Annotated in this window: 16 protein-coding genes; 5 read left to right on the plus strand and 11 right to left on the minus strand. The window is 70.2% G+C overall.

Features of this window, described 5'->3' with window-relative positions; translation table 11 throughout:
* Positions 1-24 precede the first annotated feature (24 nt).
* The 3 genes from ACNR9W_RS10990 (at position 25) to fliD (ending at position 3,582) form a co-directional block, all read left to right on the plus strand.
* Positions 25-789: a motility protein A gene (locus ACNR9W_RS10990; RefSeq protein WP_419267273.1), complete on the plus strand. Its 765-nt coding sequence runs from the start codon at positions 25-27 to the stop codon at positions 787-789.
* Positions 790-801: 12 nt separating this feature from the next.
* Complete coding sequence (locus ACNR9W_RS10995; protein WP_419267272.1) at positions 802-1,884, plus strand: OmpA family protein; 1,083 nt, start codon at positions 802-804, stop codon at positions 1,882-1,884.
* A gap of 63 nt (positions 1,885-1,947) precedes the next feature.
* Positions 1,948-3,582 carry a flagellar filament capping protein FliD gene (fliD, locus tag ACNR9W_RS11000; RefSeq protein ID WP_419267270.1) on the plus strand — a complete coding sequence of 545 codons (1,635 nt, stop codon included), beginning with the start codon at positions 1,948-1,950 and terminating at the stop codon, positions 3,580-3,582.
* 22 nt (positions 3,583-3,604) lie between these two features.
* Here fliD and ACNR9W_RS11005 read toward each other — a convergent pair whose 3' ends face one another.
* Complete coding sequence (locus ACNR9W_RS11005; protein ID WP_419267269.1) at positions 3,605-4,723, minus strand: sigma-54 interaction domain-containing protein; 1,119 nt, start codon at positions 4,721-4,723, stop codon at positions 3,605-3,607.
* 208 nt (positions 4,724-4,931) lie between these two features.
* Between ACNR9W_RS11005 and ACNR9W_RS11010 the strand changes: the two genes are divergently transcribed.
* Positions 4,932-5,354 (plus strand): hypothetical protein, encoded by a 423-nt coding sequence (locus tag ACNR9W_RS11010; protein WP_419267268.1) that lies wholly within the window; start codon positions 4,932-4,934, stop codon positions 5,352-5,354.
* The gene (locus tag ACNR9W_RS11015; protein WP_419267267.1) at positions 5,351-6,016 is read left to right on the plus strand and encodes an SEL1-like repeat protein; all 666 of its coding nucleotides are present in this window, start codon (positions 5,351-5,353) and stop codon (positions 6,014-6,016) included. Before ACNR9W_RS11010 ends, ACNR9W_RS11015 begins: the two co-directional genes overlap by 4 nt.
* An 8-nt stretch (positions 6,017-6,024) precedes the next feature.
* Here the strand turns inward: ACNR9W_RS11015 and ACNR9W_RS11020 are convergent, their stop codons facing one another.
* From ACNR9W_RS11020 to fliM, 10 genes are all read right to left on the minus strand, one after another.
* On the minus strand, positions 6,025-6,723 hold the full coding sequence (locus ACNR9W_RS11020; RefSeq protein WP_419267266.1) for a hypothetical protein: 699 nt from the start codon (positions 6,721-6,723) through the stop codon (positions 6,025-6,027).
* Positions 6,724-6,743: 20 nt separating this feature from the next.
* Positions 6,744-7,469 (minus strand): hypothetical protein, encoded by a 726-nt coding sequence (locus ACNR9W_RS11025; RefSeq protein WP_419267265.1) that lies wholly within the window; start codon positions 7,467-7,469, stop codon positions 6,744-6,746.
* Positions 7,466-7,732 carry a hypothetical protein gene (locus ACNR9W_RS11030; RefSeq protein WP_419267264.1) on the minus strand — a complete coding sequence of 89 codons (267 nt, stop codon included), beginning with the start codon at positions 7,730-7,732 and terminating at the stop codon, positions 7,466-7,468. The genes ACNR9W_RS11025 and ACNR9W_RS11030 overlap by 4 nt, the downstream gene beginning before the upstream one ends.
* Before the next feature lie 52 nt (positions 7,733-7,784).
* Entirely contained in the window at positions 7,785-8,933 is a 1,149-nt protein-coding gene (locus ACNR9W_RS11035; RefSeq protein WP_419267263.1) for an EscU/YscU/HrcU family type III secretion system export apparatus switch protein, read from the minus strand.
* A 1-nt stretch (position 8,934) separates the two neighbouring features.
* Positions 8,935-9,747, minus strand: coding sequence for a flagellar biosynthetic protein FliR (gene fliR / locus ACNR9W_RS11040; RefSeq protein ID WP_419267262.1), 813 nt, complete (start codon positions 9,745-9,747; stop codon positions 8,935-8,937).
* A 3-nt stretch (positions 9,748-9,750) separates the two neighbouring features.
* Positions 9,751-10,017, minus strand: a complete 267-nt coding sequence (gene fliQ, locus ACNR9W_RS11045; RefSeq protein WP_419267261.1) for a flagellar biosynthesis protein FliQ — start codon at positions 10,015-10,017, stop codon at positions 9,751-9,753.
* Positions 10,017-10,781, minus strand: a complete 765-nt coding sequence (fliP, locus tag ACNR9W_RS11050; RefSeq protein ID WP_419267260.1) for a flagellar type III secretion system pore protein FliP — start codon at positions 10,779-10,781, stop codon at positions 10,017-10,019. The genes fliQ and fliP overlap by 1 nt, the downstream gene beginning before the upstream one ends.
* Positions 10,778-11,062, minus strand: a complete 285-nt coding sequence (locus ACNR9W_RS11055; protein ID WP_419267259.1) for a flagellar assembly protein FliO — start codon at positions 11,060-11,062, stop codon at positions 10,778-10,780. Before ACNR9W_RS11055 ends, fliP begins: the two co-directional genes overlap by 4 nt.
* 63 nt (positions 11,063-11,125) lie before the next feature.
* Entirely contained in the window at positions 11,126-11,416 is a 291-nt protein-coding gene (gene fliN / locus ACNR9W_RS11060; RefSeq protein ID WP_419267258.1) for a flagellar motor switch protein FliN, read from the minus strand.
* A gap of 21 nt (positions 11,417-11,437) precedes the next feature.
* Entirely contained in the window at positions 11,438-12,412 is a 975-nt protein-coding gene (gene fliM / locus ACNR9W_RS11065; RefSeq protein ID WP_419267257.1) for a flagellar motor switch protein FliM, read from the minus strand.

The raw sequence follows: 12,412 nt of genomic DNA on the forward strand, positions 1-12,412 counted from the left end.
GCTGCGGCAGCAAGGAGTGCGGTGATGGATGTTGCGGGTCTGGTGGGCTTCCTGGGGGCCATGGGCATGATCTTCGGGGCGATGATCTTTGCGGGCGGCCTGGGGCCGTTCCTGGATGTCCCCTCGATCCTGATCGTCTTTGGTGGCACCGCCTTTGCCGTCCTGTCCACCACCGCGATGGGCCCCTACATGTCCAGCTTCAAGGCGATCGGGCGCATGTTCAAGGCCTCGACGCTCAAGACCGACCTGCTGGTCCAGCGCCTGGTCGAACTGTCCGCCCTGGCCCGCAAGGACGGCATGATGGCGCTGGAGGGCCAGGCGGTCCCCGACAAGTTCTTCGAGAAGGGCCTGCAGATGCTGGTCGACGGCGCCGACGAGGCCAAGCTGACCAAGCAGCTGAAGCAGGAGATCAAGGCGATGAAGTCGCGCCACGAGGGCGTGCAGGGCGTGATCAAGGCCTGGGTCGACATCGGCCCCGCCATGGGGATGATCGGCACGCTGATCGGCCTGGTGCTGATGCTGGGCAACATGTCCGACGTCAAGGCCATCGGGCCCGCGATGGCGGTGGCGCTGCTGACCACGCTTTACGGGGCGATGATCGCCAACGTGCTGTTCGGCCCGATCCTGACCAAGATGCAGGGCCGCACCTCGGCCGAACTGGAATACCGGGCGCTGGTCATGGAGGGGCTGCGCGGCATCGCGCGCGGTGAAAGCCCCCGCCTGATCGAGGATCAGCTGCTGGCGGCCCTGGACCCGCCGGTCCAGGAAAAGATGCGCGCGGCAGCCTGACGGGGAACGACCATGGCCAAGATCAAGGCGCTGCCGCTGCAGCCCGCCCCTTCGCCCGATGACGACGAGGACGAACAGGATTGCCCCGCCTGCCCGCCCGTGGGCGCTCCGGCTTGGATGGCGACCTTTGCCGACATGGCGACGTTGCTGATGGCCTTCTTCGTGCTGATCCTGTCCTTTGCCAATTTCGACGAGGTGTCGTTCAAGAAGATGACCGGCGCGCTGCGCGACCATTTCGGCGTCAAGATGATCGAGGTCTTTCCCAACCCCGAGGCCACCACCATCATCGAGATGAGCTCTCCGCCCAGCAGCACGCCCCCCTCGCCCGAGGATGTGCCCGAGCCGCAGGAGAGCGCAGCCCAGAACCCGCCCCAGTCCCCGGCCGAGGAGGCGATGGAGAAGCTGACCGAGGCGCTGGAACAGGCGCTGGCCGATGGCGAGGTGACGGTCAGCGGCGAAGGCGGCACGGTGACGATGCGCCTGCCCGAAGGTGCCGGCGCGCAGGCCCTGGCGCAGGCCATGGCCGAGGCTGCCCGCGACATCGCCGAGGCGCAGCAGGCCGGATCGGGCGGCGGCGCGGCCGAGGGACCGGCGGGCGGCACCGGGGGCGAACAGGCCGCCTCCGGCGAGGCCGGCAGCAACAGCGAGCAGAAGGCTGCCATCGCCGAGGCGCGCCTGAAGGTCGCCCTGCAAGAGGTCGAGGGCCAGGGGCTGGTCGATGTGCAGCAGGAAAACGACAAGGTCATCGTGACCGTCGGCGCCGGCGGCGCCTTCGGGTCGGGATCGGCCGACCTGACGGCCGAGGCGCGCGAGATCATGTCGCGCATCGCCATGGCCTCGGCCGGGGATGAGGGCCAGATCACCGTCACCGGCCATACCGACAGCGTGCCCCTGACCGGGGGACCCTTCGTGGACAACTGGGGCCTGGCGGCCGCCCGCGCCTCGGCCGTGGTGCGGGAACTGGGCTCGCAGGTGGACCCCGCGCGCCTTTCCGCGATCAGCAAGGGCGAGGCCGAACCCGTCGCCGACAATGCCAGCGAGGAGGGCCGCAGCCAGAACCGCCGCATCGAAATCGTCTTCGATTTCGCGCCGTGACGGGACTGGCCGCTAAAACCGCCCCCCACCCGTCCGTTCAGTCCCTGTGAGAAGGAGGATGACATGAGCAGCGATCTTCTGTCGGCACTCAACAAGAACGGCTCGGGCCTGAACCTGCGGGAACTGGCGCAGACGCTGACCACCGCCGAGACCGCGCCGCGCCTGGAAGTCCTCAAGTCGCAGATCCAGAAGGACAACGTCAAGCTGTCGGCCCTGGCCCAGGTCCGCGCCCAGTTCCAGGCCCTGAACGGCGCGCTGGCGCAGACGGCGACGAACCCGGTCCTGATCGTGGCCACGACCACGGCGGCGATGATGCCCAAGGTGACCGACCGCAACCTGCTGCGTCCCGACAGCGTGCCCCTGCAGGTGCAGTCGCTGGCCGCGCGGCAGGTGCTGGAATTCGCAGGCTTCGCCTCGGGCAAGGCCCCGGTCGATGCCGGCGCCCTGGGCCTGGAATTCGGCCGATGGGCCGGCGACGGCGCGGGCTTCACCCCCGACGCCGCCCGCCCGGCACAGTCCCTGACGATCCCCCCCGGCACCACGCTGGAGGGGCTGGCGGGCATCCTCAGCGCGGTGCCGGGCATCACGGCGCGGGTCCTGGACAAGGGCGACGGCACCGTCTCCCTGGGCATCGTCAGCGAGACGGGCGCCGACAATGCGCTGCGCCTGGCCGCGGCCGGCACGGGCGGCGGCGGGATCGACCTGTCGGCCTTCGACACCAGCGCAAGCAACGCGCAGCGCCAGGTGCAGGCCGCGGCGGATGCCCGCGTGCTGGTGGACGGCATCGCCGTGTCGCGTCCCACCAACGTCATCCGCGACATCATGCCGGGGGTCGAGGTCACGCTGTCGGCCGTCACCTCGGGGACGCTGACCGTCGAACGGGACGAACAGGCCGCACGCACGAACATCCAGACGCTGGTGGATGGCCTGAACGGCGTGATGGGCCTGCTTCAATCGCTGACGTCGCGCGGGGTCGCGGGCGCCCCCGCGGGCGACCTGGCAGGCGACCGCAGCATCGAGACCTTGCAGCAGGACCTGCGCCGGCTGATCGCGACGCCGCTTTCCGGATTTGCGGACCGCCCGATCCACCTGGCGGATCTGGGGATCGCCACGGAACGGAACGGCCTCTTCCGTTTCGACCCGCCGGCCTTCGACCGGACCTTCCGGGACCGGGCCGGCGATTTCGACGCGCTGTTCGGCGACCAGTTGCGCAGCCTGACGGACGGATTGTCGGTGCAGGGCAAGGTGTCGTCCGGACTGACCTCGGGCGATCTGACCTTTTCGGTCGATGGCGCGGGCAATGCGCAGCTGGGCGGCTATGCGATGATGGGCCTGGGCCTGGGCGATGGGCGGCGGGCCTTCATCGCGCTGGCAGGACCGGTGCAGGGCCTGAGCGTGCTGGCAGAGCCGGGCGTCACGAATGGCAGCCTCCGCTTTGGTCGCAGCCTGGTGGGCAGCCTGGGCGCGCTGCTGGCCCGGGCCGAGGAGTCCACCGGCATCATCGGCCGGCGCGAGAGCGACCTGGACCGGTCCAGCCGCACCGCGTCCGAGCGCATGGAGGCGCTGGAGGCGCGCGCGGCGGTGGTGGAAAAACGCTACCTGACGCGCTTTGCGGCCATGGAACAGGCCGTCACGCAGATGAAGAGCACCGGCGATTATATCCAGAACCTGCAGAAGATGTGGGCGCGCGACGGCTGATCCGCCCCGCCAGCCGCGGCCCTCAGGCGCCGCGGCCGACGCCGTATTTGCGCATCTTTTCGATCAGCGTGGTGCGGCGCAGGCGCAGCGAATGCGCGGCGCGGCTGACGCAGCCATCGTGGCGGTCCAGCGCGGCGGTGATCAGCGCCACCTCGATGTCGCGCAGATAGCAGCGCAGGTCCAGGTCCGACAGGCCCGCCGCCAGGCTGTCGCGGAAATGGTCGGCGGCGGGCAGCCCGGCCTGCGCGGGATGCGGCGCCTGCGGCCAAGGGCGGCCCGCGCCGTCATCGGCGACGGCAAAGCTGAACAGGTTGTCCTTGACCTCGCGCGCGGTGACGCGCCGGCCGGGAAACAGCAGGCAGGCGCGCTGCGCGACGGTGCGCAGTTCGCGCACATTGCCGGGCCAGTCATGGGCCATCAGGCTGCGCATCGCGCTGTCGTCGAATTCGGGCATCGGCTGCCCCGGCGCGCCGACGGCCAGGTCATCCAGCAGGCATCCCAGGATCTCGGGCAGGTCCGCGATATGCTGGGCCAGCGCCGGCATCTGCACGGGAAAGACCGAAAGCCGATAAAGGAGGTCCTGGCGGAAGGTCCCCTCCGCGACCATCTGGTCCAGGTCGCGATGGGTCGCCGCGACCACGCGGAAATCCATCCGCACCGGCGCGGCACCCCCCAGACGGCGCACCATGCGCGTCTCCAGGACCCGCAGCAGCTTGGCCTGCAAGCCAAGCGGCATGTCGCCGATCTCGTCCAGGAACAGGGTGCCGCCCTCGGCCTGCTCGATCAGGCCCGGCCGCGCGCGGTCGGCGCCGGTATAGGCGCCGCGTTCCGACCCGAACAGCTCTCCCTCCAGCAGCTCGGCGGGCAGCGCCGCGCAGTTGACGGCGACCAGCTGCCCCTTGCGGCCCGACAGCCGGTGCAGCGCCTGCGCCACCAGTTCCTTGCCCGACCCGCTCTGGCCCGTGACCAGCACCGGCCCGTCTGCCGGCGCCAGCATCGTCACCAGCCGCTTGACCTGCCGCATCGGCGCCGATGATCCGGGGATCAACCGGTCGGCCAGGGTGAAGGGCGCGTCCTGATGGGCTGTCGCCGAGGTATCCTGAAGGGTGCCAAGGGCGGGCGGTGCAAAGCGGGTGGTCATGGAAATGTCCCTTGTCCCTTCGTGGTTGCCGCCATTCTCCGGCAGTGTCGGTTTTCCGACAACCGGACCTCCGGCATAGGGATGACTGACGGACATCACGCATCTGTCATTGCGGATAGGCCATCAATCCTTTCGGGTGGGGCTAAACCGGCGGCCTTTTCTGCCGTCTCATCCCTTCGAGGACCCCGTGCCGCAACCGGAGAGAAAGATGTCGCAGCGACAAGACCTGGCCCTGGTGCCGGCCCGCATCCGGCTGCCCGCGCGCACCGGATCGGGTCGGGCCAGCGGCACCACCGAACCCCTGGAGCGCAATGCCCGCCAGACCGACTATCGCCTGTCCTCGGGGCCGGTGATCTTTCAGGACCGCAAGGACGTGGAACGGCTGCTGCCCGACATCCTGGGGCGGGCGCTGGCGCTGGCCTGGATCGACAGCGAGTTTCGCCAGGCCTTCACCGCCGACCCGCTGAAGACCCTGGCCGACAACCGCATCGTGCTGCCTGCCACGATCCGCATCGAGGTCGTGCAGGAGGGGCAGGCCCGGCCCATGGTCATCGTCTCGGATATCGGGACGGCGCATACGCCTGCCCGCCGACTGCTGTACCTGCAACTGGTCATGGTGGCGGGGCGATGATGCGGATCTGGTGCCGGACCCTGCTGCTGCCCCTGGCCCTCTGCGGCGCCCTGACCTCGGCCCGGGCCGACCCGTTCCGGGAGGCCTTGGAGGCTGCGGATGCCGGGCGCTACGGCGCAGCGGCGGCGGGGTTCTTTTCCCTCGCCCGGTCGGGCGACGGCGAGGCGGCCTATAACCTGGCGGTGCTCTATGCCACCGGACGCGGCGTGCCGCAGAACAGCACCGAGGCCGCCTTCTGGGCGCTGAAGGCGGAACTGACCGGCCTGACCGGCGCCGGCGGCCTGCGCCGCAAGCTGATGGACCCGCTGCCGCAGGAGACGCGCGACGCCATCGCCGCAAGAACGGAGGCCGAACTGACGCCCGCCGCGCAATCCGGGGACGGCGCGGCGATGCTGGCGCTGGCGGCCATCGCGGCCTCGGTCAGGTCCGCGCCGGACCCGGTCGCCGCCCATGCCTGGCAGTCGATCGCCGCGGCGCTGGACGTGCCCGGCGCGGTTCCCGCCCGCGAGGCCAGCCTGGCGATGATCCCGCCCGCCGAACGTCCCGCCGCGCAGGACCGGGCACGGCTGGCCTTCATCGACTGGTGCGCGGCACGGGCTGAGGCCGCGCCGCCGAACTGCGCGGTCGTCACCGCGGCCGCGCATCCGGCGCCGGGGTCCTGAAGGGGCCGTCAGCCGTTCTGCAGCGCCGGATCGGCCACGGCCGAGGCGCGGCGGTCAAAGCGGAACTGCGCACCGGGGTCAAGCGCGGCCCAGCTGCGGCAGGCCTCGGCCTCGCTGCGGGCGGCGATGATGCCGGCGGTATAGAACCCTTCGGACAGGCGGGCGGTGCGCAGATGCCCGTCGCCGCTGCGCCACAGGTGCAGGCCCGCCGCCATCCAGACGGCGAACATCAGCGGCGCCCCGCCGGGCAGCGCCAGGACAAGGCCCGTGACCAGCGTAAAGAACCAGGTCCAGAGCCGCATCCGCGCCAGCCACAGCGCCGGCGCGACCAGCGCCATCAGCGACGGGCGGCGCGCGAACAGGTCATGCGTGCCGTCGGGGCGGCGCATGATCTCCCAGTTGCACAGGCCGACCGTGGCGGGACCGGCTGGCATGTCGGGGCCGGGCGCCGGCACCTCGTCCCAAGGGCCCAGGTCGGCACGATCGGTCAGCACGGACAGCAGCGCCCCGTCGCGCAGGAAGGTCAGGACCAGCGGCTCCGGCGCGGCGGCAAGGCGGGCCGACAGCGCCGCGGGGCTGCCCTGCCAGCGCGCGCCGTTGACGCCCGCCAGCAGATCGCCCGCGCGCAGGCCAAGCGTGCTGCCGTGATCGCGGGCGCCGCAGCGGGACAGGCGCAGGGTGCGGAGGTCGTCGGCAGGATCGCTCATGTCGGGTCCGGTCTTGGGGATCAGGGATAGCGGAACGGGTTCGGCGCCTGCGCGGCCGGGGCCGGCGCCGTGCGAGGCCGGGGCTTGGCCGCAGGCGCGGCGCGGCGTGGCGCCGCGGGCCTTGCGGCGGAGGCCTGGGGCGCGGCGGCAGGTGTCGCAGCGGCGGGTGTCGCCGCGGCGGGCGCAGTGGGCGGGACAAAGTGCGACAGGCGGGTGCCGACGGACAGCTCGACCTCGGCGATGGCCGCCAAGAGATCCGACCTCAGGCTGTCCAGCCGCTGCGCCAGTTCGGGCGACAGCGCCTCCGGGGCACCGGGAACGGCAGCCGGGGCCGGGGTGCGCGGGGCTTGGGCCTCGGCCTCCATCCGGCTCTGCTGGGCAGCGGCCAGGCGTTCGGTTTCAGCCACGGCCTTTTCCATGCGGTCCAGCGCGATGTTCATCTCGCCCAGACGCTCGACAAAGGCGGCGCTGGCGGCAGCCTGGACAGTGGCGGCGTCGTTCAGCGAAGAGGTGTTGGACCAGAGGCTGGAGCCTGCCAACGCCAGCACCAGCAGCGCGCTACCGGCGCTGACGCCGGTCAGGATGCCCATGCGCCGCGCGGTGCGCCCGACGGCCTCGGCCGCCTCGGACCGGGCGGACAGCACGGCCTCGGCCTCGTGGGCGGCATCGGTCGCGGCCTCGGCGGCGGCCAAGGCTGACTTGACCGCCGCGTCGACCGGGACCTCGGTCAGGGCCAGCTCGGTCATGACCGGCCCTTGCGGATGCCGGAACGCGAACCGGCATGGCCGGGCATCACCCGCCCCGCCACCCAGGAGATCGGGTTGCGGAACACCGCGATCGCGCAAAGCAGCGCGCAGACGGCGAGCCCCGTCCGCTGCAGGTGGCTCAGCATCGGGTCCAGCCGCGCGACCATCAGCGCGACGGCAAAGATCGCAAAGCCCAGCGTGGACAGGCGCTGGCCCATGGTGCAGACGCGGCAGTCGCGGGGATTGGTATAGCGGGTCGGCATCTTCGGTCCTCCATGATCTGCCCGTCAGGGCGGTGCTGCAAATCGCGTGCCATCATCCGGCCGGGCGCCGGCCATTCACGTCGAACTGCATCTCGGGCGGCAGATCGACGGGGGGCAGATCCTCGGCCATGCCCCGGTCGATGCGCCAGACATGGGCCAGGACGGTGGCGACGGTGCCGTAAAGCCGCGGGTCGATCTGGGTGCCGATCTCTCCGGTGAAATAGAGCGCACGCGCCAAGGGCGGCAGCTCCAGCAGCGGGACGCCTGCGCGGCGCGCCAGGTCGCGCATCTGCAGGGCCATGCCGTCGCGCCCGCTGGCCACGATCTGCGGCGCCTCGTCCACGCCGGGCAGATAGCGCAGGGCCACCGCGAAATGGCGCGGGTTCATCACGACGACGCTGGCGGTCTGCACCTCGGGCAGGGCCGCGCGTTCGCGGGCGCCCCTGCGGCTGGCGTCCATCTGCATCCGGCGCAGCTTGCCCTTCTGCTCGGGCGAGCCGTTGTCCTCGCGATGCTCGCGCTTGACCTCGGCCAGGGTCATGCGCAGCTTCTTGTTGCGGCTATGCGCCTGCCAGTAGAGGTCGGCCGCCCCGATCACCCCCAGCATCAGCGTCATGGCAAAGAAGAAGCGCAGGATCAGGTCGGCCATGACGCCCATCGCGTCCCCGGGCGTCATCCAGCCCAGGCCCATGATCCGGGGCATGGCACCCGCGGTCACCGCCAGCGCCACTGCGGCCAGCAGCACCACCTTGGCGACGGCCTTGCCCAGCTCGACCAGCGCCGTCATCGACACCATCCGTTTCAGCCCCTTCAGCGGGTCCATCTTGTCGGGCTTGAAGGCATAGCCCTTGGGCGTCCAGGCGATGCCGCCCATGGCCGCCTGCGCGGCGATGGCCGCCACCATGACCGGCCCCGCCACGATCAGCGCCGCCACCAGCACCTGCCACCAGGCCGACACGACCGAGGGCAGCATCGCCGCGTCCAGTGTCGCTCGGTCGCCCAGCACCAGCTGCGCCGACCAGTGCAGCGCCGCCTGGGGCCCGAAGGATTGCAGGATCAGCAACGCCAGCGTGCCCGCGCCCAGCGTGGCAAAGACCAGCATCTCCTTGGAGGTCAGGATCTGTCCGTCGCGCTGCGCCTGTTCAAGGCGCTTCTGCGTGGGTTCCTGGCTGCGTTCGGCGCCGTCGTCGGATTCGGCCATCTCAGCGCGCCTCGTCCGCGGGCGCAAAGATGCCCTGCAGGGCCTCGGTCCCGACCTGGGTGATGCCCGACATGCCGGTCGTGACCTGCGGGACCGTCAGCCACAGCAGGACCAGCGCCGCGATGATCGCCAGCGGAAAGCCGACCGAGAACAGGTTCAGCTGCGGCGCCGACCGGGTGATGATGCCCACGCCCAGGTTCAGCACCAGAAGCCCCGCCACCACCGGCAGCATCAGCGTGGCCGACAGGGCGAACATCGCGGTCCCGGCCCTGATGCCCGCCGCCGCCAGGGTGGTCAGGTCGGGGACCCGGCCGGGGGGCACGGCCTGATAGCTGTCCAGCACGATCCGCAGGGCGATCAGGTGGCTGTCGGTGGTGATGAAGACCATGACCATCGCCAGGCTGAAGATCTGCGCCACGACCGGGCTCTGCCCGCCGATCGAGGGGTCGACCTGCATGGCAAAGCCCAGGCCCGCGGCATTGGCGATCCGGTCCCCGGCCATCGCGGCGGCGCCGAAAAGGATCGTCAGCACCAGCCCGGCGGTCAGGCCCAAGGCCAGCTCCGCCATCACCAGGGGCACCACGGACAGGCGCGCCAGCGCCTCGGCCCCCGGCAGGTCCGCCTGGCCCAGCACGGGCAGCGTCAGGCAGATCGCCGCGACGATGCGCACCGGGATCGGACAATAGCGCCCCCCAAAGGCCGGCGAGGCGATCAGGAAGGCCCCGATCCGCAGCATGGCAAAGAAGAAGCCCGCTGCCGGGTCGGCCAGCCGCGCCATGTCCAGGCCGGGAAGGGTGAAGACCGCGCCCTCCATCGCCTAGCGGATCGTGCTGATCGTGTCGAAGATGAAGTCGAAGTAGTCGCCCAGGCCCGACAGCATGTAGCCCGAGGCCAGCGCCATGGTCAGAAACACCACCACCAGCTTGGGCACGAAGCTCAGCGTGTTCTCGCTGATCGAGGTGGCGGCCTGGAGAATGCCGATGACCAGACCCGCGGCCAGGGCCACGCCCAGGACCGGGCCGGCGATCTTCAGGATCAGCCAATAGGCCATCTGCAGCTGGTCGACGCCTGCACCGAATTCCATCAGCCCGCCCCCCCGGCCGCAAGCCCGTATCCCGCCGCCAGCGATCCCACGGTCAGCGCCCACCCGTCCACCAGCACGAAGAGCAGCAGCTTGAAGGGCAGCGCCACCAGCACGGGCGACACCATCATCATCCCCAGGGCCATCAGGATGGAGGCGATCACGATGTCGATCACCAGGAAGGGCAGGAACAGCAGAAAGCCGATCTGGAAGGCGGTCTTGAGTTCCGACGTCATGTAGGCCGGCAGCAGCACGCGCATCGGTACCGCCTCGGTCGAGACATAGGGCGCGTCGCCGGCAAGTTCGGCGAACATCGTCAGGTCGTTCTGGCGGGTGTTCTCGATCATGAAGCCCTTCATGATGTCGCCGGCGATGGCCAGCCCCTCCTGCTGGGGCATCGTCTCGTCCAGCACCGGGGCCAGCGCCCGGCCATGGACCTGCAGGAAGACCGGCTGCATGATGAAGAAGGTCAGGAACATCGCCAGCGCGATCAGGACCTGGTTCGGCGGCGTCTGCTGGGTGCCCAGCGCCTGGCGCAGGATCGACAGCACGATGATGATGCGGGTAAAGGCGGTCATGCCCAGCAGCAGCGACGGCAGGACGGTCAGCGCCGTCATCAGCACCAGGATCTGCAGCGACAGCGACCAGCTTTCGCCGGTCTGGGTCTGGTTCAACGTCAGCGCCGGGATGCCCTGCGCCTCGGCCAGCGCGGGCGACATCAGGACGGCCAGCCCCAGAAGGACGGCGGGGCGGATCACGGCCTTCATTGGACGCCCTCCGGCCGGGCATCGGCGGCGGGGTCCAGCGGATGCAGCACGGCGGGGGCGCCCTTCAGGCGCACCAGCAGGAAATCGCGTGCATCGACCCTGAGGATCATCGCATGGTCCCCCGGCCCCAGGCCCACGCGGTCCAGCACCCGCAGGCGCCGGTCCTGGGCGATGCGCGCGGTCAGGGCGCCGCGGTTGCGGATGACCAGCCACCACAGCAGGCCAAGCCCGCCAAGAAAGGCCGCAAGGGTCAGGATCTGGTCGGGACGTAAAAGGTCCATGGGGCTTTCCGAAAGGTGACGTGCTGCAACCTGACGCTGCAAGCCCCATGCCACGAACGGCGGTCAGACCGCGTCGGCGCGTTCTTCCGGCGTGATGATCTGGCCGAACCGGATGCCAAAGCGTTCGCCGACCATCACCACCTCGCCCTTGGCGATGGGCGTGCCGTTCACCAGCACGTCCAGCGGATCGCCCGCCATGCGGTTCAGCTCGATCACCGAACCTTCGGACAGGAGCAGCAGGTCGCGGATGGTCAGCTCGGCCCGGCCGACCTCGACCGTCAGGGCGACGCCGATGTTTTCCAGCAGCCGCAGGTGGTCGGTTCCGGGGCGGGCGGTGGGGTCGCTTGCACTCATGTGGGTCTCCTTGGGTTCGGGTCAGGCCAAGCGTCGGCGGGTGACGGAGACGGCGGCATGGCCGCCCTGCTCTCCGGGCTGGGCGTCGAACATCGGCTGGCCTTCGACCAGCACCTCGACGGCGCCGTTCAGGCTGACCGGCAGCACCTCGCCATCGGTCAGCGTCATCAGCCGCGACAGCGGCACCTGCGGCTGGCACAGCCGGACCGAGACGCCCAAAGGCACCCGCATCACCGCCTGTTCCAGCTTTTCGCGCCAGCTGCGGTCCTCGGTCAGCTGGTCGGACTGCATGCGCGACCGCAACAGGCTGGCGATCGGCTTGAGGATCTGCAGCGGATAGAGGATGTCGAAATTCGCGGGCTCCAGCCCCGGCAGCTGCACCATGAAGGAACAGTTCACGACCATCTCGTCGCTGTCGGCAAAGGCGACGAACTGCATGTTCTCCTCGCGGCTGCTGACGCTGAGGCCAAGCCCCACCAGGTCGCGCCAGGCCAGCTGCAGCGCGGCGTTCAGCCGGTCGGTCACCAGCTCGATCACCCGGTGCTCGGTCGCGGTGAATTCGGTCCGCGTGGCGGCCGGGGCGCTGATCCCGCCGCCATAATAGGCATTGGTCAGCTGCGAGATGAACGACGGCGCCATCACCGTCAGCAGGCTGCCGCGCAGCTCCTCGCTGGCGCTGATCGTCAGCGACAGGAAATTGTCCTGGCTGTCGCGGTAATCCTCGAAGGTGCGCAACTCCGGCGGAAAGCACGAGATCCGGGGCTGGAACCGCAGCATCGGCAGAAAGGCCGACCGCGCGATGCGGCAGAAGCGTTCGTTGATCATCTTCAGGCCGTGGTAGTCGCCAAAGCCCGACAGGTCGTTCGACCCGAAGGCATAGGGGCGGACCGGCTGGCCGTTCAGGGTGTCGTTGTCATCCTGCGCGAAATCGCTGTCGATCAGGCCGCCGACAAGGGCAGCGACTTCGGTCGAGGAAAGCTTGGTCGGCTTGGCCAT

It is taken from the genome of Paracoccus sp. T5, assembly GCF_048538155.2.
Classification (GTDB): domain Bacteria; phylum Pseudomonadota; class Alphaproteobacteria; order Rhodobacterales; family Rhodobacteraceae; genus Paracoccus.

Bases quoted from the DNA above. Each gene is read 5' to 3' on its own strand.
- ACNR9W_RS10990 (WP_419267273.1), top strand. From the start codon at position 25: ATGGATGTTGCGGGTCTGGTGGGCTTCCTGGGGGCCATGGGCATGATC.
- ACNR9W_RS10995 (WP_419267272.1), top strand. From the start codon at position 802: ATGGCCAAGATCAAGGCGCTGCCGCTGCAGCCCGCCCCTTCGCCCGAT.
- fliD (WP_419267270.1), top strand. From the start codon at position 1,948: ATGAGCAGCGATCTTCTGTCGGCACTCAACAAGAACGGCTCGGGCCTG.
- ACNR9W_RS11005 (WP_419267269.1), bottom strand. From the start codon at position 4,723: ATGACCACCCGCTTTGCACCGCCCGCCCTTGGCACCCTTCAGGATACC.
- ACNR9W_RS11010 (WP_419267268.1), top strand. From the start codon at position 4,932: ATGTCGCAGCGACAAGACCTGGCCCTGGTGCCGGCCCGCATCCGGCTG.
- ACNR9W_RS11015 (WP_419267267.1), top strand. From the start codon at position 5,351: ATGATGCGGATCTGGTGCCGGACCCTGCTGCTGCCCCTGGCCCTCTGC.
- ACNR9W_RS11020 (WP_419267266.1), bottom strand. From the start codon at position 6,723: ATGAGCGATCCTGCCGACGACCTCCGCACCCTGCGCCTGTCCCGCTGC.
- ACNR9W_RS11025 (WP_419267265.1), bottom strand. From the start codon at position 7,469: ATGACCGAGCTGGCCCTGACCGAGGTCCCGGTCGACGCGGCGGTCAAG.
- ACNR9W_RS11030 (WP_419267264.1), bottom strand. From the start codon at position 7,732: ATGCCGACCCGCTATACCAATCCCCGCGACTGCCGCGTCTGCACCATG.
- ACNR9W_RS11035 (WP_419267263.1), bottom strand. From the start codon at position 8,933: ATGGCCGAATCCGACGACGGCGCCGAACGCAGCCAGGAACCCACGCAG.
- fliR (WP_419267262.1), bottom strand. From the start codon at position 9,747: ATGGAGGGCGCGGTCTTCACCCTTCCCGGCCTGGACATGGCGCGGCTG.
- fliQ (WP_419267261.1), bottom strand. From the start codon at position 10,017: ATGGAATTCGGTGCAGGCGTCGACCAGCTGCAGATGGCCTATTGGCTG.
- fliP (WP_419267260.1), bottom strand. From the start codon at position 10,781: ATGAAGGCCGTGATCCGCCCCGCCGTCCTTCTGGGGCTGGCCGTCCTG.
- ACNR9W_RS11055 (WP_419267259.1), bottom strand. From the start codon at position 11,062: ATGGACCTTTTACGTCCCGACCAGATCCTGACCCTTGCGGCCTTTCTT.
- fliN (WP_419267258.1), bottom strand. From the start codon at position 11,416: ATGAGTGCAAGCGACCCCACCGCCCGCCCCGGAACCGACCACCTGCGG.
- fliM (WP_419267257.1), bottom strand. From the start codon at position 12,412: ATGGCCAAGCCGACCAAGCTTTCCTCGACCGAAGTCGCTGCCCTTGTC.